Raw genomic sequence first — 23,750 nt, forward strand, 5'->3', positions numbered from 1 at the left:
CTCGAGGCCGGACAGCAGCAGCGTCCGGTCCCGCACGCACGTGGGCTCCCCGCCCGACAGCGTCACCCTCCGGCGGCCCGCGAACACGTCATCACGCCCTATTGAGAAAAATCGCGGTCACCGACGGCAACGGCCCCTGCCCGAGACGGGAGGGGCCGTTGCGGCAGTGCGGGCGTCAGGCTTCAACCAAGGTCATGACCCCGTCGGGCGAAAGACGATCACAACTCCGGCGCGGTGCTGATCCGGCGCTGTCGCAGCTCGGGTACGAACCGCGCCACCGTCTCGAAGTCGGCATCCTCGTGCAGGACCTCCAGCTTCAACCGGATCGCGGTCGCCGCCACCAGCAGATCAGTCACCGACAACCCCTGGTGCGCACTGTGCGACGCCAACTCCCGATGGATGACAGCGGCCAGCTCCCAGGCCCCGTCCGGCACGGCGACCGCAAGACATGCATTGTGCACATCCAGTTCCAGCTCCACATATCCCTTGGCGTCCGCGATGCACAGCGTTTCCAGGAGCACCGGCATACAAACGGAGATCAGTCCGCGGTCGACAAGGTCGTACCACAGCGGGTCGACCTGGCGGCGCAGAATCCTTACGAGCGCACTGGTATCGACGAGATATCTCACTTGTCGATCTCGTCCAGGGCGCTGTAGTCGAACGCACCCTCGTCAGACATCTGCTGAAGACGTTCCAGCGCATGTCGCCGACGCGCTCGCCAACTCTCGACGTACTGCAGCAGTGCGGCGTTCATCGCCTCCACCTCAGAGGCGCCGCCGAGGTGGCGTTGCGCCTCGGCCAGAAGCTCACCATCAAGGCCGGAGCCGGAAATCTTGGTTACCGCGATCTCAGTCATGGTCACCCCCTCACACTGCCACCATAGGGCCACAAGATACAACTCGTGATCTGCCACAGAAAGCGTACGGCGCTCCGACCCGCATGCAGGTCGGAGCGCCGGTGCGAACGAAGGGTTCAGGCCTCGACGAGGGCCATGACCTCGTCGGAGACGTCGAAGTTGGCGAAGACGTTCTGGACGTCGTCGCAGTCGTCGAGGGCGTCGATCAGCTTGAAGACCTTGCGGGCGCCTTCTTCGTCGAGGGCGACGGTCACGCTCGGCACGAACGAGGAGTCGGCGGACTCGTAGTCGATGCCGGCGTCCTGCAGGGCGGTGCGGACGGCGACCAGGTCGGTGGCCTCGCTGATGATCTCGAAGGCCTCGCCGAGGTCGTTGACCTCTTCGGCGCCGGCGTCGAGGACGGCGAGGAGCAGGTCGTCCTCGGTGAGCTCGCCGGCCTTGGGCACGATGATGACGCCCTTGCGGGAGAACATGTAGGAGACGCTGCCGGCGTCGGCGAGGTTGCCGCCGTTGCGGGTGAGCGCGACGCGGACCTCGGTCGCCGCGCGGTTGCGGTTGTCGGTGAGGCACTCGATCAGGATCGCGACGCCGCTGGGGCCGTAGCCCTCATACATCGCGGTCTGCCAGTCGGCGCCGCCGCCGATCTGGCCGGAGCCGCGCTTGACGGCGTTGTTGATGTTGTCATTGGGCACCGAGTTCTTCTTCGCCTTCTGAATGGCGTCGAAGAGCGTGGGGTTGCCGCTGACGTCGCCGCCGCCGGTGCGGGCGGCGACCTCGACGTTCTTGATCAGGCGGGCGAAGAGCTTGCCGCGCTTGGCGTCGATGACCGCCTTCTTGTGCTTGGTCGTCGCCCATTTTGAATGCCCGGACATGGCTAACCCTCCGTCGTCTGGCCCGCCTCACGCGCCATCTCCACGAAGTACCGATGAACTCGGAGGTCGCCGGTGAGCTCGGGATGGAAGGCGGTCGCGAGCAGGTGCTGCTGCCGAACCGCGACAATCCTACCGGCGCCCGCGCCGGCGCTGACACGACCCAGCACCCGCACGTCGGGACCGATCTGTTCGACCCAGGGGGCGCGGATGAAGACGGCGGAGAACGGACCGCCCTCGATGTCCGAAATGTCGACGCTACCTTCGAACGAGTCGACCTGTCTGCCGAAGGCGTTGCGCCGGACGGTCATGTCGATCCCGCCGAAGGGCACCTGGTCGGCGCGGCCGTCGAGGATCGTGCCGGCGAGCATGATCATGCCGGCGCAGGAACCATAGGCGGGCATGCCGCCGGCGATCCGTTTGCGCAGCGGCTCGGTCATGCCGAACTCGATCGCCAGCTTGCTCATGGCCGTGGACTCGCCGCCCGGGATGACCAGCGCGTCGACCGAGTCGAGCTCTTCGGGGCGCCGCACCGGCCGGGCGATGACGTCCAGCTCGGCCAGGGCGTGCAGGTGTTCGCGCGTATCACCCTGCAGGGCGAGCACACCGATGATCATGCCGGCGGTCACCAGCCGCGCTCGGCGAGACGGTGTGGCTGCGGGATCTCTTCGACGTTGATGCCGACCATGGCCTCGCCGAGGCCGCGGGACACCTTCGCGATGACGTCGGGGTCGTCGTGGAACGTGACGGCCTTGACGATCGCGGCGGCCCGCTGCTCGGGGTTGCCGGACTTGAAGATGCCGGAGCCGACGAAGACACCCTCGGCGCCGAGCTGCATCATCATCGCGGCGTCGGCGGGGGTGGCGATGCCGCCGGCGGTGAAGAGCACCACGGGCAGCTTGCCGGTCTCGGCGATCTCCTTCACCAGTTCATACGGCGCCTGGAGCTCCTTCGCGGCGACGAACAGCTCGTCCTCGGGCAGCGAGCCCAGCCGGCGGATCTCGCCGCGGATCTTGCGCATGTGCGTGGTGGCGTTGGAGACGTCACCCGTGCCCGCCTCACCCTTGGAGCGGATCATGGCGGCGCCCTCGGTGATGCGGCGCAGGGCCTCGCCGAGGTTGGTGGCGCCGCAGACGAACGGCACGGTGAACGCCCACTTGTCGATGTGGTTGCTGTAGTCGGCGGGGGTGAGGACCTCGGACTCGTCGACATAGTCCACGCCGAGCGCCTGCAGGACCTGGGCCTCGACGAAGTGGCCGATGCGGGCCTTCGCCATGACGGGGATCGAGACGGCGGCGATGATGCCGTCGATCATGTCGGGGTCGCTCATGCGGGACACCCCGCCCTGCGCGCGGATGTCGGCGGGGACGCGCTCCAGGGCCATGACGGCGACGGCGCCGGCGTCCTCGGCGATCTTCGCCTGCTCGGCGGTGACGACGTCCATGATGACGCCGCCCTTGAGCATCTCTGCCATGCCCCGCTTGACCCGGGCGGTGCCGGTGACTGACGAGCTGGTGCTGGGCGACTCGGACACGACGAAGCACTCCTCACAGGGATGAACGGGATTCACCTCAAGTTTACGCCGACCGGGTGACAGGTTCCGACGTCCAATGGGAACCCCGCGGCCCACGTTGGGGTTCACAAGCACCGCGAAACCCGGAAAATGATGATATTTCCGGTTCAGTGGGCACGGAGTGCCTGACAAACCGGAAACACGGTCGACCGGGGATCAGGGCAGCGAGGGGTCGTCGACGTCGAAGTACGCCGGGCGCGGGTGCTTGCGGGTCAGGCGGAACAGCCGCACCAGCACCCGGCGCCGCACGGCGAGCGCGTCGCGGACCACGTCGTTGTGCACCTGCCTGGCCAACGCCACCCGCCGGCTGACCTGCACGAGCGGGCCCACGACGTCCTGTGGGCCGGCCGCCGCGTCGCGCAGGTGCCGGGTCAGGTCGTTCTCGGCGACCTCGCGGTCCTCCGGCTGCGCGTCGACGGCGATCCGCGCCGCGTACATGAGCGTCGGCAGCTGCGCCGCCTCCGCGAGCGCCACCGCCGCCACGGCCCGCCGCAGCAGGTGGGCGTCGAGCGTGGCGTACGCCGCGACCGCCCGCGCGTGCAGCCGGTCGACCCGGGCCGCGAGCCAGGTGAGGTAGGTGGCCACCAGGACCACCACCGCCACCACCGTGATCACCCACCACACGGCGGGAAGCCTACGGGACGCGCAGCGTCACCCTCGACCGGCCAGCGGCCTACGGGACGCGCAGCGTCACCCCTCGACCGGCCAGCGGCCTACGGGACGCGCAGCGTCACCCTCGACCGGCCAGCGGCCTACGGGACGGGCTGCTCCACCACGGCCCCGGCGACCTCGATCACCGTCGAGTAGACCTCCAGGACCCGTTCGGCGACGACGGGCCAATCGTACGCCGACACCACCGTGGCCGCCCGCGCCGCGAGAGCGGCCCGGCGGGCGGGGTCGTCGAGCAGCCCGGCGATGGTCGTGGTGAGCGCGGCGCTGTCGCCGACGGGGAAGAGCGCGCCGGCCCGCCCGCCGTCGAGGACCCGCCGGAACGCGTCGAGGTCGCTGGCCACGACGGTGGCGCCGGCCGACATGGCCTCGGTGAGGATCATGCCGAACGACTCGCCGCCGGTGTTGGGCGCCACGTAGATGTCGACGCTGCGCAGCATCCGCGCCTTGTCCTCCTCGGACACCTTGCCGAGGAACACGATCCTGTCACGGAACGTCAAGATGTCCGGAAAATCGGACATCACCTCGTCGACATCCCCCGGCCCGGCCACCAGCAACCGCAACCCGGGCCGCGTGCGCGCCAGCGCGACGAACGCCGTCAGCAGCAGCGGAAAACCCTTCCGGGGCTCGGTGAACCGCCCCAGAAAGCCCAGCGTCCCACCCGGACCCGGCCACCCGGGCAGCGGCGTGGCAGCGCGGTACCGCGACACCTGCACACCGTTGGGGATCTCCCAGGCGGACCCGCCCAGGTGCTCGACCTGCACCTTGCGCGCCAGCTCGCTCACCGCGATCCGCCCCGTGATCTTCTCCAGCACCAGCTGGAGCAGCCCCTGCGCGGCGGCCAGGGCCCGCGACCGGGTCATCGCCGTGTGGAACGTCGCGACCACCGGCCCGCGCGCCGACAGCACCGCCAGCATGGACAGGCTCGGCGTCAGCGGCTCGTGGACGTGCAGCACGTCGAAACGGCCCGCGGCCATCCAGCGCCGGACCCGGGTCGCGGAGATGAGGCCGAACGACACCCGCGCGACGGATCCGTTGTACGGCACCGGCACGGCCCGCCCGGCCGGCACGACGTACGGCTGCTCCCCGCTCTCCTCGTCGCCGGGCGCCAGGACACTCACGTGGTGGCCGAGGGCGATGAGGGTCTCCGCCAGGTCGCGGACGTGGTTCTGCACGCCGCCGGGCACGTCGAACGAGTACGGGCAGACGATCCCGATGCGCAACACGCCTCCTAAGTCTTCACGACGGGCGAAGCGACGGCGGGGCTGTCGATCCAGAGCCGCTGCAGCATGTGCCAGTCCTGCGGGTTGCGGGCGATGCCCTCGGCGAGGACGTCCGCGACCCGCTGGGTGAGCAGCCGGACCCGCACGTCCAGGGCCCCTTCCGCGGGGTCGGGCAGCGGGATCGGCCCCTCCAGGCGGCCGGCGGCCGCGTCCGGGTCGAACCACATCGACACGACGTACAGCGGCGCGCCGGTGCGCAGGGCGAGCAGCGCCGGACCGGCCGGCATCTTCGTCCGGCCGCCGAAGAAGTCGACCTCCACACCCCTGGCGGTCAGGTCCCGGTCGGCGAGCAGCGGCACCACGTACCCGGCCCGCAGGCGCTCCTCCAGCACGTCGAACGCGGGCCGTTCGCCGCCGACCGTCGGAAGGATCTCCATACCCAGCGAGCGCCGGAAATGCAAGTACCGCCGGTAGACGCTCTCCGGCTTGAGCCGTTCGGCGACCGTCACGATCGGCCAGCCGTTGGCGGCCACCCAGGCGCCGGCCGCGTCCCAGTTGCCGCCGTGCGGCAGGGCGATGACCGCACCGACCTTGTCGGCGACGTTCTGGGCGAGCAGCTCGTGGCGCTCCAGGCGGAACCCGCTCAGCTGCTCCGCCTTCGAGCGGCCCGGCAGCCGGAACGCCTCCAGGTAGTAGCGCGCGTAGGAGCGCAGCGCCCGCTCCACCAGGTCGGCGAGCTCCGCGTCGGACGGCCCGTCGCCGACGACCCGTCGCAGGTTCGACGCGAGTGTGGCCGTGCCCTTGCCGGCTTTGCCGCGACGGTACCGGCGGGCGCCGAGCGACGCCCCAGCGGCGAAGAGCGGCCACGTCACGGACCGGGGAAGCTTCGGGATCAGCGAGAAGGCGGCACCGTAGCCGAGCTCCGCAAGGTTCACGGAGCGACCCGATCGCCGGCGGCGGCGTCCTGCGCGGCGGCGATGTCGCGGGCCTGCCGGTACACATGCGCCGTACGCTGCCCGATGGTGATCAACGACAGCAGGACCAGCAGCCACAGGGCCGACTCCATGCCGTACTTCACGTCGAAGCCGAACAGCAGGCCGCCGATGCCGACGAGGATCAGCCGCTCGGTCCGCTCGGCCAGCCCCACGTTGGCGGTCATCCCGAGACCCTCCGCGCGGGCCTTCACATACGACACCACCTGCCCGGTGAGCAGGCACAGCAGCGCCGCGGCGCACTCGCGCAGCTGGCCCTGCGACGCGAACCAGAACGCCACGGAGCCGAAGATGGCGCCGTCGGAGACGCGGTCCATGGCCGAGTCGAGCAGGGCGCCGAACTTGTTGCTGACGCCGAGCTGTCGTGCCATGGCCCCGTCGAGCATGTCGGTGAGGCAGCTCACGGTGACGATAACGAGCGCGATGACCATGTGGCCGCGCGTGGCGAAGCCGACGCTGCCGATGAGCACCCCGACCGTGCCGGCGACGGTCACCGCATTGGGCGTGATCCCGACACGCAGCAATGCGGCCGCGACGGGGTTGACGATGCGGGCCAGTCCGGCCTTGCTGACTACGCTGAAGATCTTCGCCATGGCGCTCCCACGATAACGGCGGCGGAGCTTGCCGGATACCTGCGCGTGGGCCTGCTCACGGTGCTTGAGTAAACCGTATGTCGCTCGTGGGAGACGACGGGCTTGTGTCGGTGATGGTTCGGGTGTGGGATCGGTGAACAGGTCGTGACTGTGAGACTGCTCACAGATGGCATGACGGGAGGCGCATGATGGCGCAGAAGGTTCAGGAGAAGGGTGTCGCCGGCCCGGTGCCGGCGGTTGATGACCCCGGCAGGGTACGCAACGTGGTGGTCGTCGGGCACTCCGGCGCCGGGAAGACGACGCTCGTGGAGGCGCTGCTCGCGGCGACCGGCACGATCGGCCGGACCGGCACGGTCATCGACGGCACCACGACGACCGACCACGATCCGGCGGCGGTGCGGCAGCAGCGCTCGGTGACGCTGTCGTGCGCCCCGCTCGTCCACGACGGCACGAAGGTCAACCTGCTCGACACCCCCGGCTACGCCGACTTCGTCGGGGAGCTGCGTGCCGGCCTGCGGGCCGCGGACGCGGCACTGTTCGTCGTGTCGTCCGTCGACGGCGTCGACGGAGCCACCGCCGCGCTGTGGGAGGAGTGCGCCGCCGTCGGCATGCCCCGCGCGGTCGCCGTCACCCGCCTCGACCACCCGCGCGCCGACTTCCAGGACACCCTCGACCTGTGCCAGGACGCGTTCGGCGACAACGTCCTGCCGCTGTACCTGCCGATGCTCGGCGACGACGGCGCGGCGGTCGAGGGGCTCATCGGCCTCATCACCCACCGGGTCTTCGACTACTCCGCGGGCTACCCGCCGGCGGTCCGCGACCCCGAGCCGCAGCACCTGCCGGCGATCGAGGAGTCGCACAACAGCCTGCTCGAAGGGATCATCGCCGAGAGCGAGGACGAGACGCTCATGGAGCGTTACGTCAGCGGCGAGGTCATCGAGACGTCGGTGATCATCGAGGACCTGGAGAAGGCCGTCGCCCGCGGCACGTTCTACCCCGTCGTGCCGGTCTGCGCGCAGACCGGCCTCGGCCTCGACGCCCTCCTGGAGGTGCTCACCAGCGGCTTCCCGTCACCGCTGGAACACGTCGTGCCGCCCGTCACCGACATCGAGGGCGAGCCGCACGCCCCGCTGCGCTGCGACCCCGCCGGCCCGCTCATCGCCGAGATCGTGAAGACGACGATCGACCCGTACGTCGGCCGCGTCTCCCTCGTGCGGGTCTTCTCCGGCACGCTGCGCCCCGACCATCCGGTGCACATCTCCGGGCACGGCATGGCCGAGCGCGGCCACCCCGACCACGACGCCGACGAGCGCTTCGCGCACCTGTTCTCCCCGCTCGGCGCGACGCTGCGGGAGGTGCCGTACGCGGTCGCCGGGGACATCGTGGCGATCACCAAGTCGGCGACGGCGGAGACCGGCGACACGATCTCCGGCAAGGACGACCCGATGCTCATGGCGCCGTGGGAGATGCCGGAGCCGCTGCTGCCGATCGCGATCGTCGCCAAGACCCGCTCCGACGAGGACGCCCTGGCCAAGAACCTCGGCCGGCTCGTCGCGGGCGACCCGACGCTGCGCCTGGAACGCAACGCCGAGACCCACCAGCTGGTGCTGTGGTGCATGGGCGAGGCGCACGCCGACGTCGTGCTGGACCGGCTGCGCTCCGGCGGCGTCGAACTGGACACCGAGCCCGTGCGGGTCGCGCTGCGCGAGACGTTCGCCGCGCCCAGCCAGGGCCACGGCCGGCACGTCAAACAGTCCGGCGGGCACGGCCAGTACGCGGTCTGCGACATCAAGGTCGAGCCGCTCCCGCGCGGCACCGGCTTCGAGTTCGTCGACAAGATCGTCGGCGGGGTCGTCCCGCACAACTACATCCCGTCGGTGGAGAAGGGCGTCCGCCACCAGATGGAGCGCGGCATGGTCGCCGGCTACCCCGTCGTCGACGTGCGGGTCACCCTCGTCGACGGCAAGTCGCACTCCGTCGACTCGTCCGACGCGGCGTTCCAGACCGCGGGCGCGCTCGCCCTGCGCGAGGCCGCCGAGCAGGGACAGACGACGCTCCTCGAGCCGATCGACGAGGTCACCATCCGCGTCCCCGACGAGTTCGTCGGCGCCGTCATGAGCGACCTGTCCGGCCGCCGCGGCCGGGTCCTGGGCAACGAGCCGGACCCCGCCGGGCACGAGCGGACCATGGTCCGCGCCGAGGTCCCCGCCACGGAGCTGGTCCGCTACGCGGTCGAGCTGCGGGCGATGACGTCCGGCTCGGGCACGTTCACCCGGACGTTCGCCCGGCACGACCCGATGCCGTCACACCTTGCCGACGCCGTGAAGAAGGAGCACGCCGCGGCCCGCTGAGCGCCTGTCACGGGTCTGGCTGGACGTCTGGGTGTACATCCAAGTCCAGCCAGACCCGGTCGCGCAGCTCGATGCCGTCGACCATGATGCCGGCGGGGTACCCGTTCGCGGGGGTGAAGACGTCGCGCTCGACCGACCGCATCCGGAAACCCTGCCGCTGGTAGAAGCGCAGGTTGCCGACGTCGGCGGCGCCGGTGGCGACCTCGATCGTCCGGCGGCCGTCGTGCGCGGCGATGCCGACGGCGGCCCGGATCAGGGCGGCGCCGATCCCCAGCCCCCGCCGGTCCTCGGCGACCGCCATGTTCTTGATCTCGTCGCCGACGAGCTGCAGGTGCCCGATGCGCCGCCCGTCCTCCTCGGCGACCAGGACGCGCCCCAGGTCCAGATAGCCGTCGAGCTCCCGGGCGGAGTCCTCCGCCAGCTCGAACAGCCACCGCACGTCGGCCCTGTCGCCGTCGTACTCCATCACTCGCACCGTGCCTTCCATGGGCCCACCCTCGCAGTTCCGCCTACACTGCGCGGCATGATTTTCTCGCGGGGCAGGAAACAGGATCCGGTGGTCGAGTTCTGGGCCTGGTGGCCGACGATCCGCCCCGCCGTCACCGCCGCCATCTCCACCGGCGGGTTCGAGCCGCTCACGCCCCAGATCAGCAAGCGGGTCGCGGCCATGCACAAGGACCTGACCTGGGAGTTCAGCAAGGGCGGCGAGGCGCGGCACGCGCTGGTCGTCTCCCCCGGCGGCAACCCGGCGCTGCGGGCCCTCGTCGCCCGCTGGGGTGCGCTCGCGCCCGCCGCCGACCCTGAGTGGGAGTTCCACACCGCCCGGCAGCCGGACCATGACACGTTGAGCGCCAGCATCGAGATCGCCGGCGCGAAGCTCGACCTGGAGCAGCTGCGGTTCGCGTTCACCCGCGACGAGGACTCGGCCGCGATCGACGTCGTCGGGCACCACCCGCTCTTCCGCAAGCTGCCGGAGCCGGTCCGCGGGCAGATCACCTTCCTGTCCCTCGACTGGCTGCTCGGCGAGGAGGGCGTCGAGCTGTGGATCGGTGCCGTCGACTTCAGCGCCGACGAGCCCGCCGGCGCCCGCGACCCGCTCGAGCTCGCCGCCGCCGTCGACGCGCTGCGCGAGGAGTACCGCGAGCCGAAATGGGTGGTCTTCTCGGGCACCCGGCGCGGCGACCCGGTGACCGGACTGGCGCAGCGGCCGTTGCGGGCCGCCCGCTGGCCCCGCTTCGACACGCACGTGGCGGTGACGCTGCAGTACAGCGGCCGCAACGGCGACGGGTTGCCCTCCGACGAGGCGCTCGACGCGCTGAGGGCCTTCGAGGACGGCCCGCTCGAGGCGGCGCTGCACGGCGACGGGGAGATGGTCGCGCTGGAGACCAGCGGCGGCGCACGCACCCTGCACTACTACGTCGACGGCGAGTCGGCCGCCGGTGACGACCTCACCGCGGCGGCCGGCGGCTGGCCGGACGGCAAGGCGAAGGTCAAGCGCGCCCACGACCCCGGCTTCGAGGCCGTGGGGCACCTGTCCTGACGTCGCTCAGTCCCAGACGGACGCCAGCAGCTTCCTCGTGTCGCCGAGCAGCTGCGGCAGGACCTTGGTCCGGCCGACGACGGGCATGAAGTTGGTGTCGCCGCCCCACCTGGGCACGATGTGCTGGTGCAGGTGGGCGGCGATGCCGGCGCCGGCGACCGAGCCCTGGTTCATGCCCAGGTTGAAGCCGTGCGCGCCGCTGGCCCGGCGGATCACGCGCATCGCGGTCTGCGTGAACGTCGCCAGCTCCACCGTCTCCTCGGCGGTCAGCTCCGTGTAGTCGGCGACGTGCCGGTACGGGCACACCATCAGATGGCCGGGGTTGTACGGGTACAGGTTGAGCACCGCGAACACGAGGTCGCCGCGGGCGACCACGAGACTGTCCTCGTCCGGCAGCCCGGGCGCCCGGCAGAACGGGCACCCGGTCGGCTCGTCGTGGTCGCCGGCCCGGTCCTCCTTGATGTAGGCCATCCGGTGCGGCGTCCACAGCCGTTCCAGATCATCCGGGGTACCCGTCGTCATGCCGCTGAGGGTCCCACATTGGTGCGGGACCGGACGACCTCCACCACGTGTGCGACGGCCTCGTCGAGGGCGACACCGTTGCGCTGCGAGCCGTCACGGTAGCGGAACGAGACGGTGCCACCGCTGACGTCGTCGTCGCCGGCGATCGCCATGAACGGGATCTTCTGCTGCTGCGCGGTGCGGATCTTCTTCTGCATCCGCTCGTCGGAGTGGTCGACCTCGACCCGGATGCCTTCCTTGCGCAGCCGGGCGGCGAACTCGGCGAGGTAGTCGGCATGGTCGCCGCGGACCGGGATGCCGACGACCTGCACCGGGGAGAGCCACGCCGGGAACGCGCCCGCGTAGTGCTCGGTCAGCACGCCGAAGAACCGCTCGATCGTGCCGAACAGCGCCCGGTGGATCATCACCGGCTGCTGCCGGGTGCCGTCGGAGGCCTGATACTCCAGCTCGAAGCGCTTCGGCTGGTTGAAGTCGACCTGGATCGTCGACATCTGCCACGTCCGGCCGATCGCGTCGCGGGCCTGCACGGAGATCTTCGGGCCGTAGAACGCGGCGCCGCCCGGGTCGGGCACGAGCTCCAGCCCGGAGTCCAGCGCCGCGGCCCGCAGCGCCTCGGTCGCCTCCTCCCACTCGGCGGCCTCACCGATGAACTTCGGCGAGTCGTCGCGGGTGGACAGTTCCAGGTAGAAGTCGTCGAGGCCGTAGTCGCGCAGCAGGTCGAGCACGAACTGCAGCAACGAGCGCAGCTCGCCCGGCATCTGCTCCTTGGTGCAGTAGATGTGCGAGTCGTCCTGCGTCATGCCCCGCACCCGGGTCAGGCCGTGCACCACGCCGGACTTCTCGTAGCGGTACACCGTGCCGAACTCGAACATGCGCAGCGGCAGCTCACGGTAGGACCGGCCGCGGGCCCGGAAGACGAGGTTGTGCATCGGGCAGTTCATCGCCTTCAGGTAGTACTCCGCGCCCTCCATCTCCATCGGCGGGAACATGGTGTCGGCGTAGTACGGCAGGTGGCCCGAGGTCTGGAACAGGTTGGCCTTGCTGATGTGCGGCGTGTTGACGAACTCGTAGCCCGACTCCTCGTGCCGCTGCCGGGAGTAGCTCTCCATCTCCCGGCGGATGATGCCGCCCTTGGGGTGGAAGACCGCGAGGCCGGAGCCGATCTCGTCGGGGAAGCTGAACAGGTCCAGGTCGGCGCCGAGCTTGCGGTGGTCCCGCCGCGCGGCTTCCTCGAGGAGCCTCTGGTACTCCTTGAGCGCGTCCCGGGTCGGCCACGCGGTGCCGTAGACCCGCTGCAGCTGCGGGTTCTTCTCCGAGCCGCGCCAGTAGGCGGCGGCGCTACGGGTCAGCTTGAACGCCTGGATCATGCGCGTCGACGGCAGGTGCGGCCCGCGGCACAGGTCGGACCAGCAGACCTTGTCGGACTGCGCGTCGAGGTTGTCGTAGATCGTCAGCTCGCCGCCGCCGACCTCCATCACCTCGTTCTGGTCAATGTCCGACTTCACATCGACGAGCTCCAGCTTGAACGGCTCGTCCTTGAGCTCGGCCTTCGCCTGCTCGACCGACTCGAACCGCCGCCGCCGGAACTTCTGCCCCGACTTGATGATCTCCTGCATGCGCTTCTCGAGCTTGTCCAGGTCCTCGGGGTGGAACGCCTTGGCGACCTGGAAGTCGTAGTAGAACCCGTTCTCGATCGGCGGCCCGATGCCGAGCTTCGCCTCCGGGAACAGGTCCTGCACCGCCTGCGCGAGCACGTGCGCCGTCGAGTGCCGCAGCACGTTGAGCCCGTCGGGCGAGGACAGGTCGACGGCCTCGACCTCCGTGTCCTGCTCCGGCGTCCAGTCGAGGTCCCGCAGCCGGCCTGCCTGGTCTCCCACGGCCTCGCGGACGACGACGATCGCCTTGGGTCCGCTGGTCGGCAGCCCGGCCTCGGCGACCGCGGCGGCGGCGGTCGTGCCGGCCGTGACCACGAGGGTATTCGAGCGCACTGTGGACACGGTCTGCTCCCAAGCGTGAAGAGGTCTGATTCCCTCAGAACTCTATCCGCCGCCTCACCGCAGGGCCGAGAACACCCCGCCCGCCACGGCCGCGCCGACGATCGCCCCGACCACCACCTGCGCCACCGTGTGGTCCTTCAGCGCCACCCGCGACCACCCGACCGCACCCACGAGCGGGGCGGTGGCCACCATGGGCCAGCCGTACACGAGCATCAGGATCACCATGGCCCCTGCCGCGACCGCGGTGTGGATCGACATCTTCCACCAGTGGTTGACGACCGCCGCGACGATGAGCCCGACCCCTCCGGCGACGACCGCGGCGAGCAGCTCCCGCTGGGCGTCGAGCCCCACCAGCACCACGAACCCCACACTCACCGACCCCAGCCCCACCAGCAACGGCCCCCGCCGCTGGCGATGGTCCCCCACATGGCGGTCGGTGAGGTCGCCGCGCCTGACGCCGCGCAGGATGTACAGGAACGGCAGCACACTCTCGAACACCGCCGCCACGACGCCGAGCAGCAGCCCCCGCCCCACACTCGGCGCCCCGTGCACGGCCAGCAGCACCAGCAGCACCGACACCAGCACCGCCGGCGCCAGGACCTCGGTCACGACCCGGGCCACGCGCTGCATGATCACCGCAGTACCGTAGCGCCCGCGCCCCACCGACCCCCAGCGGACGGCGAACCGCCGGCCGACGCGCTCCCCCGTTCGGAGCACATCGACCGGCGGGACCGACCTTCAGCGGACGGCCGATGCACTCCCCCGTTTGAAGTACATCGACCTGCCGCCCCGATCCGCGCCGATCACCCGGTCCTGCGTTTCGCCAGGACCTGGCCGCCGCCGGGCCTCCGGTAGATCTCGCCGCCCCGGGCGAGGCCACTGGTCCGGGTCGGTCGCTGAACTGACCTGGCACCCGTCCAAACAGCGGTCCAGCTGAGTGCGGGCCATCGGTCCGGTCCGACGCTGAACTGGTCCAGCGCGTCCGGGCCGTGGTCCCGGCCGAGTGCTGCACCGGCCGCGGCCCGGCGGACCACTGGTCCGGTCGGTCGCTGAACTGGCCCGGCATCCGTCCGAGCAGCGGTCCGGCCGAGCGCTGAGCTGGTCGTCGGTTCGGTGGAACGGTTGGTTCGGTCGAGTCGGTGGGTCGCCGAGGGCTCGGCGCGATCGATGGTCCGCTGAGGGCTCGGCCCCGACCGGTCGGTCCGCTGAGGGCTCGGACCGACCGGTCGGTCCGCTGAGGGTTCGGACCGACCGGTCGGTCCGCTGAGGGCTAGGTCCGACCGGTGGGTCCGCTGAGGGCTCGGTCCGGCCGGGTCAGCAGGCGGATGGCCAGGGCCCGGCCTGCCCAGTGCCCGGGTGGGTGCCGGGCGGGCCGGGGCTGGTGTCTGTGATGGTCAGCGCTTCCAGAACGCTCCCCTGGACTTCGTCGGGCCGGGCTGGTCGCCGGCGAGCTTGTCCAGCTCCGACAGGACGTCCTGCCACAGCGTGTCGAGGGGCTGGGAGGCGATCGCCGCCGGGGTGAGGCGGTCCGCCAGGACGCGCAGGGCGCCGATGCCCAGCACGGCCAGGCGGGAGCCGAGGTCTTCGAGGAGCTCGCGGCGCTCGAAGTCGGGGCGGTCCGCGGCGTCACGCAGGCGCCGGGCCTCCTCGGCCGCGAGCGTGCGCAGCTCCGCCGAGTCGGCCCGCAGCTGCTCCGCCTCCACCGACGGCTGGACCGACGGCTGCGCCGACGCGGGTGGCTGCGGGCGGACCGAGCCTCGCGACCGCAGTGACCGTGCGACCCCACCGCCGCCCGGGCGGCCGAAGACGCTGCCCCCGGCCGCCTTGCGCTGCGGCGCCGGGGCGCCCCCGACCGACGGCGGCGGCGGCATCATCGGCGCCGGCATCGGCGGCGCGGCGCCCGGTGCGGGCATGTTCGCGGCCCTGGACAGGTCAGGGGCGGCGGCCGCCACCGCGAACGGCATCGACGTCGGGTGCAGCGGCGGCGGTGGCACCGTCGTCGGCAGCTCCCAGCCGGCGGGTGAGTCGACGGGCTGCACCACCTGGCGCGGCTCGTCGCCGTCGGTGACGACCCGCTTGTCGACGGCGACATAGGCGGTGAAGCGGCACAGCACCTGGAAGCGCAGCGACACCGCGGTGATCCGCTGCTCGAGCTCCTCGCCGCCATGGGCCGGGCCGGCGACATAGGCGTCCTCCAGGTCGCGCAGCAGTGCGCGGGCCCAGATCGCGGTCAGCGCCGGATTGTCGTGGCGGGTCGCGGTGACCGTGGTCGACCAGGGGGTGCCGTCGCGCATGGCGCCGGCGACGGTGAGCGCGCCGGCGGCCTGGCCGCGATAGCGCCCGGTGACCACGAACGGCACGCCGGGGAACACGTCGGGCAGCCGGGCCGGCGCGCGCGTGCCGTCGATCAGGTCGAGGCCCTCGGCGGTGACGGTGACGCCGCTGACGACGGGCGCGCCGATCCGCCGGTGGATGCGGTCCATCGCCTCGTCGAGGCGGTCCTCGCTCTCGACGAGCTCGCAGCGGCCGCCGCCGGCGATCGCGAGGCGGCCGAGGAACCCCGCGTTGACGGCCTGGTCGATGCCGACGGTGTGCACCCGCACCCCGCGCAGCGCCGCCGAGACGGTCCGCAGGATCTGGTCCTCGTTGCCGACCTGGCCGTCGGTGACCAGCACCAGGACCCGGTCACGGTCGCCCGTCGCGGCGTCGAGGAGCTTCAGCCCGTCGATGAGCGGCTGGAGCAGCTCGGTGCCGCCGCGGGCGTCGACCCGCGACAGGTGCTCCACGGCGCGGAAGCGATGCCGATCGGTGCCGTCGGCGAGGCCGGACGGCAGCGAGTCGGGGGTCTCCACCCGGTCGTCGAAGGAGAGCACGGCGAAGCGGTCGCCGGCGGTGAGCGTGTCGACGATGCGGGCGGCGGCGCGGCGCGCGGCGACCATCTTCCAGCCGCCCATGCTGCCGGAGCGGTCCAGCAGCAGCACCACGTCCTTGGCCTTCGGCGGCGCCTGCGACTCCGGCGGCAGCACGGTCAGCCGATAGGTGCCCTCCTCGCCGGACGCGTCGGGCTCCAGCGCGAGACCGGCCTCGCCGGGGCCATAGGCCAGGCGCAGCACGAAGTCGCGGTTGGCGCGCTCCCCCGGCAGCACGGAGACGGTGCGCCCATCGGCGGAATCCGCCTGCCGCACGGTGTGCAGGCTGGAGCGGACCTCGCCGAGCGGCAGCCCGGCCGGGTCGATGTCGACCTCGATGCTGAGCCGCAGCGGATTGGGGAAGCCGGGCAGCAGCACCGGCGGCGAGATGCGGGACGCGTCGGGCACGGCGTCGGTGTCCAGGGCGTGACCTACCCCGACACTGTCACCGTCGAGCGCGCCGCCAGGGATGTAGCGGGGTGCGACGACCAGGGGGAACCGGAAGGTGGCCTCGCCGTCCTCGAACGGCAGCGGCCCGGCCAGTGACAGTGACACGCTGACCCGCTCGCCGGGCAGGATGTTGCCGACGCGCATGGTGAACACGTCGGGCCGCTCCTCCTCGGCGATCGAGGCGCGCTGACCGGCGGCGACCGCGCGGTCATAGGTCTCGCGGGCGGCGCCGCGCTCCTGCAGCTCCGCCTCCACGACCCGGCCGTCGGCGGTCATGGCCATGCGGGTCACCGCGGCCCGGTCGGGCAGCGGGAAGACATAGGTCGCCTCGAGGGGCTCGTCGTGGACGTTGACGAACTCCTGCGTGAGGTCGATCCGTGCGACCAGGCCGGTGATGGCCGCGCGGACGTCGATCCGGTCGAGCGGCAGGTTGCCCCGCTCGGTGCGCAATGCGCCGAGACCGGCGTCGTCCTTCGGTGCGGCGACCCGCAGGGCCTCCGCCTCGCTCATCGTTGCGACTCTCATTGCGCACTCCCTCGCTCGGCACTCGATTCAGGGCTCGGATCACGCGTCAGTCCACGCGCCGCCAGCAGGTCCAGCAGCGGCTGTGCGGCCGCCAGGATCGCGGCCACGTCGTCGGGCCCTGGTGCGCCGGGCAGCAGCAGCGTCACGTCACCGCTCAGCGGCACCCCGCTGAGCAGTGCGGGCGGCGGCGCCGGTGGCGGTGTGTGTGGTGCGGGCGGCTCGGTCCAGAACCGGGTGCGGGGTTGCTCGTGCTTGGGCAGGTCGGCGATCTCCCAGAGGAGGGCGTCGGGTGCCTCGGCAAGCTCAACCTGGATGTCGGCGATCCGTCTGCCTTCCGACTGGCGGCGTTTGATCGCCACCAGCTGCGCAAGGTGTCGCGGACCGTAGAGCGCGGTGCGGCCCCGCATGGTCGGGCGGTCGACGAGGCCGATCGTCGCATACCACCTGATGGCACGGGCGTCGGGAACGTCGCGCACCCGACCGTTGGGTGCGCCCGCATAGGCGGCACCGTCGAGCACGGCGGCAACCCGTGCCGTCAGCTCTTCGAGCGTCCATCCTGTCGCGGTCACGTGCCAACTATGACACTGTCACATGACACTGTCAACAAAGCGGGGCAGCCGCACCTCGGCCCGCACCCCCGGCCGCGCGTCGAGCAGCCGCACCGTGCCGCCGTGCCGCCGGACCAGCTCACGCACAATGGCCAGGCCCAGGCCCGTGCCGCCGGCATCGCGGGCCCGACCGTCGTCCAGGCGGGTGAACCGGTCGAAGACCCGCTCCCGCAGCGGACCGGGGATGCCCTCACCGTCGTCGGTGACAGTGACCAGGACCTCCTGGCCCTCCGCCTCCGCCCGCAGCACCACCCGGGTCCTGGCGTGCCGCACACCGTTGTCGACGAGGTTGAGCACGACCCTGATCAGCGCATCCTGCTCCCCCTCCACCCACAGGGACTCGCTGGACGGCTCGACGTCGACGGTGGCGAAGCGCTTCGCCAGGTTCCTCAGCAGGCTCTGCATCTCCACCGGCTCGCGCGCCACCCGCCGCCCGTCGCGCTCGTCGGCCCTCGCCAGCAGCAGCAGGTCGTCGACCAGCCGCGACAGGCGGTCCAGGTCGGTCAGCAGATCGTCGCCGACCGTCTGCCAGTCCCCCAGCGCGGCGGCCACCTCGACCTGGATGCGCATGCTGGCCAGGGGGCTGCGCAGCTCGTGCGCCGCGTCCGCGATGAAGGACCGCTGTCTCGCCCGGGTGGTGGCAAGGCGGTCCAGCATGTGGTTGAGCGTCACGGCGAGCCGCTGGATCTCGTCGCTGGACGGTGGCACCGGCAGCCGCTCGTCGGTGGCCGCGCCGGTGATCCGCTCCGCGGAGGCGCTGAGCCGGTCGACGGGCGCCAGGGCCTGCCCGACGACCTTCCACGCGACCGCGACCAGGATGGTGATCAGCGCGGGGTACGTCACCCACAGCGACGTCTTGAGCAGCTCGAGGCTGCGGTTGTAGTCGCCGAGCGGCACCGCGACCACGATGATCCGGCCGTCCTCGACCCGCTTGGCGGTGACCCGCAACGGGTCGGGTTGCAGTGCCCGGTCGCCGGGCACGGTGATCCGCTCGCGCTGGGCCGCGGCGATCTCCGAGGGGTGCAGCAGCGGCACGAGCAGGTCCGCGTTACGGTCGCCGGCGACGACGCGATGCTGGGCGTCGAGCACCTGCACGACCTGACCCGCGGGCGCCGGCAGCGGCGACGGCAGCGTCTGGCCCTCCTGCAGCAGCGCGGCGATCTCACCGACCGTGGTGTTCGCGGCACGGTCCAGGGTGCCGCGGGTGCTGTACGTCATCGCCATCGCCATCGCCACGCCGGCGATCCCGAGCCCGACGACGAGTCCGCTCGTGCCCAGCAGCACGAGCCGCCCCCGCAGCGACAGCCGCGACCACCAGGTCATGCCGAACGCAGCCGGTATCCGGCGCCCCGGACGGTCTCCAGGGCGTCCCTGCCGAGCTTGCGCCGCAGATAGCCGACGTAGACCTCGACGGCGTTCGGCGCGGTGTCGATGGCCGCGTCCCAGACGTGGTCCAGCAGCTCGGTCTTCGACACCACCTGTCCCGGGCGGCGCATCAGGTACTCCAGCAGCGCATACTCCCGTGCCGTCAGCACGATCTCCTCCCCGCCGCTGGTGACCCGCCGCCGGGCCGGGTCGAGGGTCAGCTCGCCGACCGTCAGCACGCTCGGCCGTTCGGGGGCGCCGCGCCGCAGCAGTGCGCGGAGCCGCGCGACCAGCACCACGTAGGAGAACGGTTTGGTCAGGTAGTCGTCGGCGCCGCAGTCGAGGCCGTCGGCCTGGTCGTACTCACCGTCCTTCGCGGACAGCATGAGCACCGGCACCCAGTTCTTCTCGGCGCGCAGCGCCGACACCACACGGTACCCGGAAAGCCCGGGCAGCATGATGTCCAGGATCACCGCGTCGTAGCCGCCGTGTCTGGCCAGCTCAAGGCCGGTCGGCCCGTCCCCGGCGACGTCCACGGCGAAGCCCTCCGCCTGCAGGCCGCGCTGCAACGCGCCCGCCATCCGAATCTCGTCCTCAACCACCAGCAGCCGCACGAGCACCAGCGTGGCACGCTGTGCTGTGGGAGCGCACAGGCGGTCTCAGCGATGTCACAGCCGACCCCGCGCACCATGGTCGGCAGGAGGTGTTACCAAATGTCGAAGTTCACGTCACGACCTGTCCTACGGTGGGCGGTGCCCGCGGTCGCCGCGGTCGCTGTGGTGGGCGCGGGCGTGGCCGCGAAGACCCTCGCCGTCGCCGCCGAGCCGAACCTGCCGCCGCGAACCGCGGCGCAGCTGCTGGTCGACCTGCAGACCGCACAGCTGGACGGACTGTCCGGCACCGTCGTCGAGCGCGCCGACCTGGGCCTGCCGGCCCTGCCGTCGCTGCTGGGCGACCAGAGCTCGGAGCTCACGTCGCTCGTGTCGGGCAAGCACACCCTGCGGGTGTGGTATTCAGGCCCGGACAAGGCCCGTCTGTCGCTGCTGGGCACGCAGGGCCAGAGCGACATCATCCACAACGGCGCCGACACCTGGACCTGGAACAGCAAGTCCGGCACGGCGCAGCACTTCAAGAGCGACGGCTCCGCTGAGGACGCTGCGAAGGGCCCGGTTCCGAGCGCGGTGCCGAAGAGCCCTCAGGAAGCGGCCGACCTCGCCCTCAAGGCGATCGACCCGACCACGCAGGTCTCCATCGGCAACTCGGCCAAGATCGCCGGCCGGGACGCGTACGAGCTGATCCTCCGTCCCCGTGACACGGCGTCGCTGATCGGTCAGGTCCGCCTGGCGATCGACGCTCAGGAGAAGCTGCCGCTGCGCGTGCAGGTCCTCGCGAAGGGCGAGTCCAACCCGGCGTTCGAGGTGGCGTTCACGCAGGTGAGCTTCACCAGGCCCGACGACGCCCAGTTCGTGTTCAACCCGCCGGCCGGCACCAAGGTCGAGGAGACGGACCCGGGTAAGAAGGTCGAGGGCAGCGACCAGCAGCCCAAGGCGGACACCGGTGAGCAGCCGAAGAGCACGGTCGTCGGTGAGGGCTGGACCTCGGTCATGGTCCTGCGGACGTCCCAGCCCGGACAGGCCGCCGCCACCGACGCGGAGGCGAAGAAGGCACAGGACGCCATCAACCAGCTCCCGCTGGGCAACGGCGGCCGGACGTTCAACAGCAAGCTGTTCAGCGTCCTCATCACCGACGACGGCCGGGTCCTGGTCGGCTCGGTGAGCCCGGAGCGCCTCTCGCAGGTGGCAGCCGACCCGGCGGCCGCGTTGAAGTAGGAAGTCGCAGGAGCAAGAGGTCACTGAGGGACCGCGGTGCTGCCGCGGTCCCTCTCCTCGTGCCGGGTCGCGACCGCGCGGTGCAGCGTGGCCAGGGAGTACATGTCGCGGGCCCGGCGCAGCAGTTCCTCCTCCGACGCCGTGTTCTGCCGCACGGAGAACCCGACGGTCGTGTACGCCAGGACGCTCAGCAGCAGGCACGCGAGCACGCACACGGGTGTCAGCAGCTCGAGCGGGCCGGCGCCGCTCACCGGTGTACCGGAAGGCGTGGCGTCCACCCGTACCGACGCCATCACCGTGTAGTGGGTGCTGCAGGCGGCAACGGCCATGATCGCCGCCGCCACGACGAACGCCCTGTTGCCCCGGACCGACGACACGCACCACAGGGTCACCGTCGCCCCGACCACCGACGCGACCAGGGCGGCCGCCGCGGTCGTGGGGTCGTAGCCGACCGTCCCGGCGAGGCGCATCGCGAGCGGCGCGGTGCTGTACACCGCGGCCAGTCCGAGGCCGGTGACGAGTCCGGCCGGCAGCACCTTCCACAGCGACGGCCGGCCGAAGCCGACGATGTACAGGCCCAGGCAGTACACCACCACCGCGATGCCGAAGCCGAGCACGGTGATCGGCACGTCGTAGCGGACGACGGAATTGGGCACGTCGGTGCCGAGCAGCGCCATGAAGTGCGGCACCCAGCTGCCGGCTCCCCCGATCGCCACCGCCGACAGTGTCAGCCACCGTGCTCTGCTGCCGCCGCTGGACGCCCTGGACCGGGCGGCGATGTACACGCCGAGCAGGCATCCGAGGAACGACAGGGTGAGGGCGAGCGCGGGCGTGATGGCGCCGTAGGCGAAGTGCTCCACGGACGCCCATTCAGCCAGCCCGATGGGTGACCCGGTCGGACATCTTGTGCGGGTTTGCCCTCACCCCATAGGGGTAGCTCAGAAATGAGCACGAGAGGATGTGAAGCGCACATGAGTCAGGTTGTGGAGACCGTCGACGTGGCCGTGCCCGTCCGGACCGCATACAACCAGTGGACGCAGTTCGAGGAGTTCCCGGCGTTCATGAACACCGTGCGGGAGATCCGCCAGCTCGACGACACCAGGTTGCACTGGGTGGTGGAGTTCGGTGGTGTACGCCGTGAGTTCGACGCCCGGATCACCGAGCAGCACCCGGACGAGCGGGTCGCCTGGACGTCGACCGAGGGCCCGAAGCACGCCGGCGTCGTGACCTTCCATCGGCTCGACGACACGCACAGCCGGGTGACCGCGCAGCTCGACATCGACCCGGACGGCTTCATGGAGAACGTCGCCGACAAGGCCGGGATCGTGGACCGTCTGGTGAAGTCCGACATGGCGAAGTTCCGCGAGTTCATCGAGCAGCGGGGCGCCGAGACGGGCGCGTGGCGGGGCGATGTGGCGCCGTCCTCCTCGTCCGGGGTCGCGTCGCCCTCCTCGTCCGGGGTTCCGAAGCCCGGATCGTGGCTGTCGGGTGACGCCGTGCAGGCCGCGCCGGACCTCACGCAGAGCACCGACCTCAACCGCATGCCGGACCCGGACGACTCCCGGCACGCCATCTGAGTTCCATACTCCACCGCACCGGAGAGCCGGCCGGCGCTTGTTTCGGGCGCCGGCCGGTCCGTGTCATCTCCGCGGTGCGGTGACCGGCGCCCGACACACCTCGGCGGACTGTCGGACCGCGGGGGTCCGTGGCTCACCGGACTATTCGAGCGGCCTGCGCTGGGCGGGGACCCGGGTCTCCTCGATGGTCGTGTCCGAGGGTGTGTACCGCCCGGACTCCGTGGACCAGTCGACGTTGCCGCGGACCCAGTGCACGAAGTCCCCGGCGACGGCCGCGATGGCCGGGTCGGTCGCGAGCGGACCGGCCGAGAACCGCTCCCGGGCCGCGACGAAGTCCCCGACGAGGGCGTCGTGCTCGGCGACCGCCACGCGCACCGCCTCCTCCACGGGCATGCCGTGCTCGTGCCGCAGCGCGAGCACGATGTTGTGGTGGTCGCCGGCGGCCTCTTCCTTCGGCCACGACACGAGATCGTTGAAGATCGCGGTGATCATCCCGGCGGAGCGGCGCATCGCGGCGAAATCCTCGTCGGCGAACACGTCCGCCCGGAGTTCGACGCCGTGCATCGGCTCGATGAGGTCGAAGAACATGTCGATCGCCGCGGTCTGGAAGCGCATGGTGCGGTATTCGGCGACGGGCGGCGGCCGGTGCGCGGCCCGGTTGCCGGCCTCCCACACCGTGGCGTCGAGATAGTCGCCGACGTGCTCGACGAACCGCTCCCGCCAGGCGTCCCCGACCCGTGGCCGGGTGCGCCGCCACACCTCGCCGAGGGCGCGCAGATGGGTCTGACCCTCGTGCGGCGCGTCGTCGCGCAGCAGGCGCTTGACCTCGTCGACGAGGTCCCTGGTCGCGGCCGGGCCGCCGGCCCGCTCGAGGCGGTCGTCGAGGGCGAAGACGCTGATCAGCCAGGCGGTGGCGAGCTGCAGGTCGGCGGGGGCGGCGCCCGGATACGTGCGGGCCATCAGGTTGGCGAACCTGGCCCTGGCGAACGCGGCCCGGGCGCCCGGCCGGTCGAGCAGCCCGTGTCTCGTGGCCCAGTGCAACGACCAGCGCTGCACCATGTCCGCATGTGGTGAGAGGCGCGGTGCGAACGGGCACAGGACCGCCAGCGTCAACTGCATGATGCACCCCTCTTGCCCAGGAGGACTTCATGGTCGCGTCTTTTCACGCTTTCCGCGACCCTGTTCGAGGGCTTCGGGCGATTTCTGATGTTTGTCTCATCTGGCGGCCGTCGCACCGACGTCGCTATTGGGCTTGACCGGGATCCACATGTCTCTCGCTCGGAAAAAATTGTCGTACCCCGC

Annotated in this window: 22 protein-coding genes and 1 pseudogene; 4 read left to right on the forward strand and 19 right to left on the reverse strand. The window is 71.3% G+C overall.

Translation table 11 applies throughout. The features are described 5' to 3' along the window. Positions 1–218: 218 nt before the first annotated feature. The 9 genes from ABZS58_RS05000 to pgsA form a co-directional block, all read right to left on the reverse strand. Positions 219–629 carry a PIN domain-containing protein gene (locus tag ABZS58_RS05000; RefSeq protein ID WP_354777695.1) on the reverse strand — a complete coding sequence of 137 codons (411 nt, stop codon included), beginning with the start codon at positions 627–629 and terminating at the stop codon, positions 219–221. Then, positions 626–856 carry a DUF2191 domain-containing protein gene (locus ABZS58_RS05005; RefSeq protein WP_354777697.1) on the reverse strand — a complete coding sequence of 77 codons (231 nt, stop codon included), beginning with the start codon at positions 854–856 and terminating at the stop codon, positions 626–628. The genes ABZS58_RS05000 and ABZS58_RS05005 overlap by 4 nt, the downstream gene beginning before the upstream one ends. A gap of 116 nt (positions 857–972) precedes the next feature. Beyond that, a complete protein-coding gene (locus ABZS58_RS05010) occupies positions 973–1,728 on the reverse strand; it encodes a YebC/PmpR family DNA-binding transcriptional regulator (protein ID WP_354777699.1) in 756 nt (251 codons plus the stop codon). A gap of 2 nt (positions 1,729–1,730) precedes the next feature. Then, positions 1,731–2,342, reverse strand: coding sequence for a pyridoxal 5'-phosphate synthase glutaminase subunit PdxT (gene pdxT, locus ABZS58_RS05015; protein WP_354777701.1), 612 nt, complete (start codon positions 2,340–2,342; stop codon positions 1,731–1,733). 8 nt (positions 2,343–2,350) lie between these two features. Beyond that, complete coding sequence (gene pdxS / locus ABZS58_RS05020) at positions 2,351–3,259, reverse strand: pyridoxal 5'-phosphate synthase lyase subunit PdxS (protein ID WP_354777703.1); 909 nt, start codon at positions 3,257–3,259, stop codon at positions 2,351–2,353. A 195-nt stretch (positions 3,260–3,454) separates the two neighbouring features. Further along, positions 3,455–3,922, reverse strand: coding sequence for a hypothetical protein (locus tag ABZS58_RS05025; RefSeq protein ID WP_354777705.1), 468 nt, complete (start codon positions 3,920–3,922; stop codon positions 3,455–3,457). A gap of 128 nt (positions 3,923–4,050) precedes the next feature. Next, positions 4,051–5,190, reverse strand: a complete 1,140-nt coding sequence (locus ABZS58_RS05030; RefSeq protein ID WP_354777707.1) for a glycosyltransferase family 4 protein — start codon at positions 5,188–5,190, stop codon at positions 4,051–4,053. An 8-nt stretch (positions 5,191–5,198) separates the two neighbouring features. Continuing rightward, positions 5,199–6,125: a phosphatidylinositol mannoside acyltransferase gene (locus ABZS58_RS05035; RefSeq protein WP_354777709.1), complete on the reverse strand. Its 927-nt coding sequence runs from the start codon at positions 6,123–6,125 to the stop codon at positions 5,199–5,201. Further along, positions 6,122–6,775, reverse strand: a complete 654-nt coding sequence (gene pgsA / locus ABZS58_RS05040) for a phosphatidylinositol phosphate synthase (RefSeq protein ID WP_354777711.1) — start codon at positions 6,773–6,775, stop codon at positions 6,122–6,124. The genes ABZS58_RS05035 and pgsA overlap by 4 nt, the downstream gene beginning before the upstream one ends. Positions 6,776–6,963: 188 nt before the next feature. Here pgsA and ABZS58_RS05045 point away from each other — a divergent pair, with 188 nt between their 5' ends. After that, on the forward strand, positions 6,964–9,126 hold the full coding sequence (locus ABZS58_RS05045) for an elongation factor G-like protein EF-G2 (protein ID WP_354777713.1): 2,163 nt from the start codon (positions 6,964–6,966) through the stop codon (positions 9,124–9,126). Between the two features lie 7 nt (positions 9,127–9,133). Here the strand turns inward: ABZS58_RS05045 and ABZS58_RS05050 are convergent, their stop codons facing one another. Next, entirely contained in the window at positions 9,134–9,613 is a 480-nt protein-coding gene (locus ABZS58_RS05050) for a GNAT family N-acetyltransferase (protein WP_354777715.1), read from the reverse strand. A 36-nt stretch (positions 9,614–9,649) separates the two neighbouring features. Here ABZS58_RS05050 and ABZS58_RS05055 point away from each other — a divergent pair, with 36 nt between their 5' ends. Next, positions 9,650–10,666: a DUF695 domain-containing protein gene (locus ABZS58_RS05055; protein ID WP_354777717.1), complete on the forward strand. Its 1,017-nt coding sequence runs from the start codon at positions 9,650–9,652 to the stop codon at positions 10,664–10,666. Between the two features lie 6 nt (positions 10,667–10,672). Here the strand turns inward: ABZS58_RS05055 and ABZS58_RS05060 are convergent, their stop codons facing one another. The 7 genes from ABZS58_RS05060 to ABZS58_RS05090 all read right to left on the reverse strand — a co-directional run bounded on the left by ABZS58_RS05060 (position 10,673) and on the right by ABZS58_RS05090 (position 19,656). Further along, a complete protein-coding gene (locus ABZS58_RS05060) occupies positions 10,673–11,188 on the reverse strand; it encodes an HIT domain-containing protein (protein WP_354777719.1) in 516 nt (171 codons plus the stop codon). Then, complete coding sequence (thrS, locus tag ABZS58_RS05065; protein WP_354777721.1) at positions 11,185–13,185, reverse strand: threonine--tRNA ligase; 2,001 nt, start codon at positions 13,183–13,185, stop codon at positions 11,185–11,187. The genes ABZS58_RS05060 and thrS overlap by 4 nt, the downstream gene beginning before the upstream one ends. 54 nt (positions 13,186–13,239) lie before the next feature. After that, on the reverse strand, positions 13,240–13,815 hold the full coding sequence (locus ABZS58_RS05070) for a phosphoesterase PA-phosphatase (RefSeq protein ID WP_354778046.1): 576 nt from the start codon (positions 13,813–13,815) through the stop codon (positions 13,240–13,242). 764 nt (positions 13,816–14,579) lie between these two features. After that, a complete protein-coding gene (locus ABZS58_RS05075) occupies positions 14,580–17,069 on the reverse strand; it encodes a VIT domain-containing protein (protein WP_354777723.1) in 2,490 nt (829 codons plus the stop codon). Next, a complete protein-coding gene (locus tag ABZS58_RS05080; RefSeq protein ID WP_354777725.1) occupies positions 17,066–17,638 on the reverse strand; it encodes a MerR family transcriptional regulator in 573 nt (190 codons plus the stop codon). The genes ABZS58_RS05075 and ABZS58_RS05080 overlap by 4 nt, the downstream gene beginning before the upstream one ends. An 18-nt stretch (positions 17,639–17,656) precedes the next feature. Beyond that, on the reverse strand, positions 17,657–19,000 hold the full coding sequence (locus ABZS58_RS05085; RefSeq protein WP_354777727.1) for an ATP-binding protein: 1,344 nt from the start codon (positions 18,998–19,000) through the stop codon (positions 17,657–17,659). After that, the gene (locus tag ABZS58_RS05090; protein ID WP_354777729.1) at positions 18,997–19,656 is read right to left on the reverse strand and encodes a response regulator transcription factor; all 660 of its coding nucleotides are present in this window, start codon (positions 19,654–19,656) and stop codon (positions 18,997–18,999) included. Before ABZS58_RS05090 ends, ABZS58_RS05085 begins: the two co-directional genes overlap by 4 nt. 99 nt (positions 19,657–19,755) lie before the next feature. Here ABZS58_RS05090 and ABZS58_RS05095 point away from each other — a divergent pair, with 99 nt between their 5' ends. Further along, complete coding sequence (locus tag ABZS58_RS05095) at positions 19,756–20,871, forward strand: sigma-E factor regulatory protein RseB domain-containing protein (protein WP_354777731.1); 1,116 nt, start codon at positions 19,756–19,758, stop codon at positions 20,869–20,871. A gap of 20 nt (positions 20,872–20,891) precedes the next feature. Here the strand turns inward: ABZS58_RS05095 and ABZS58_RS05100 are convergent, their stop codons facing one another. Continuing rightward, a complete protein-coding gene (locus tag ABZS58_RS05100; RefSeq protein WP_354777733.1) occupies positions 20,892–21,731 on the reverse strand; it encodes an MHYT domain-containing protein in 840 nt (279 codons plus the stop codon). Positions 21,732–21,842: 111 nt separating this feature from the next. Between ABZS58_RS05100 and ABZS58_RS05105 the strand changes: the two are divergent. Further along, positions 21,843–22,286, forward strand: a pseudogene (locus ABZS58_RS05105) (SRPBCC family protein); the annotation flags it as partial. Positions 22,287–22,589: 303 nt separating this feature from the next. Here ABZS58_RS05105 and ABZS58_RS05110 read toward each other — a convergent pair. After that, positions 22,590–23,567, reverse strand: coding sequence for a hypothetical protein (locus ABZS58_RS05110; RefSeq protein WP_354777735.1), 978 nt, complete (start codon positions 23,565–23,567; stop codon positions 22,590–22,592). Positions 23,568–23,750 lie beyond the last annotated feature (183 nt).

The organism is Dactylosporangium sp. NPDC005555 (assembly GCF_040605635.1).
Classification (GTDB): Bacteria; Actinomycetota; Actinomycetes; order Mycobacteriales; family Micromonosporaceae; genus Dactylosporangium.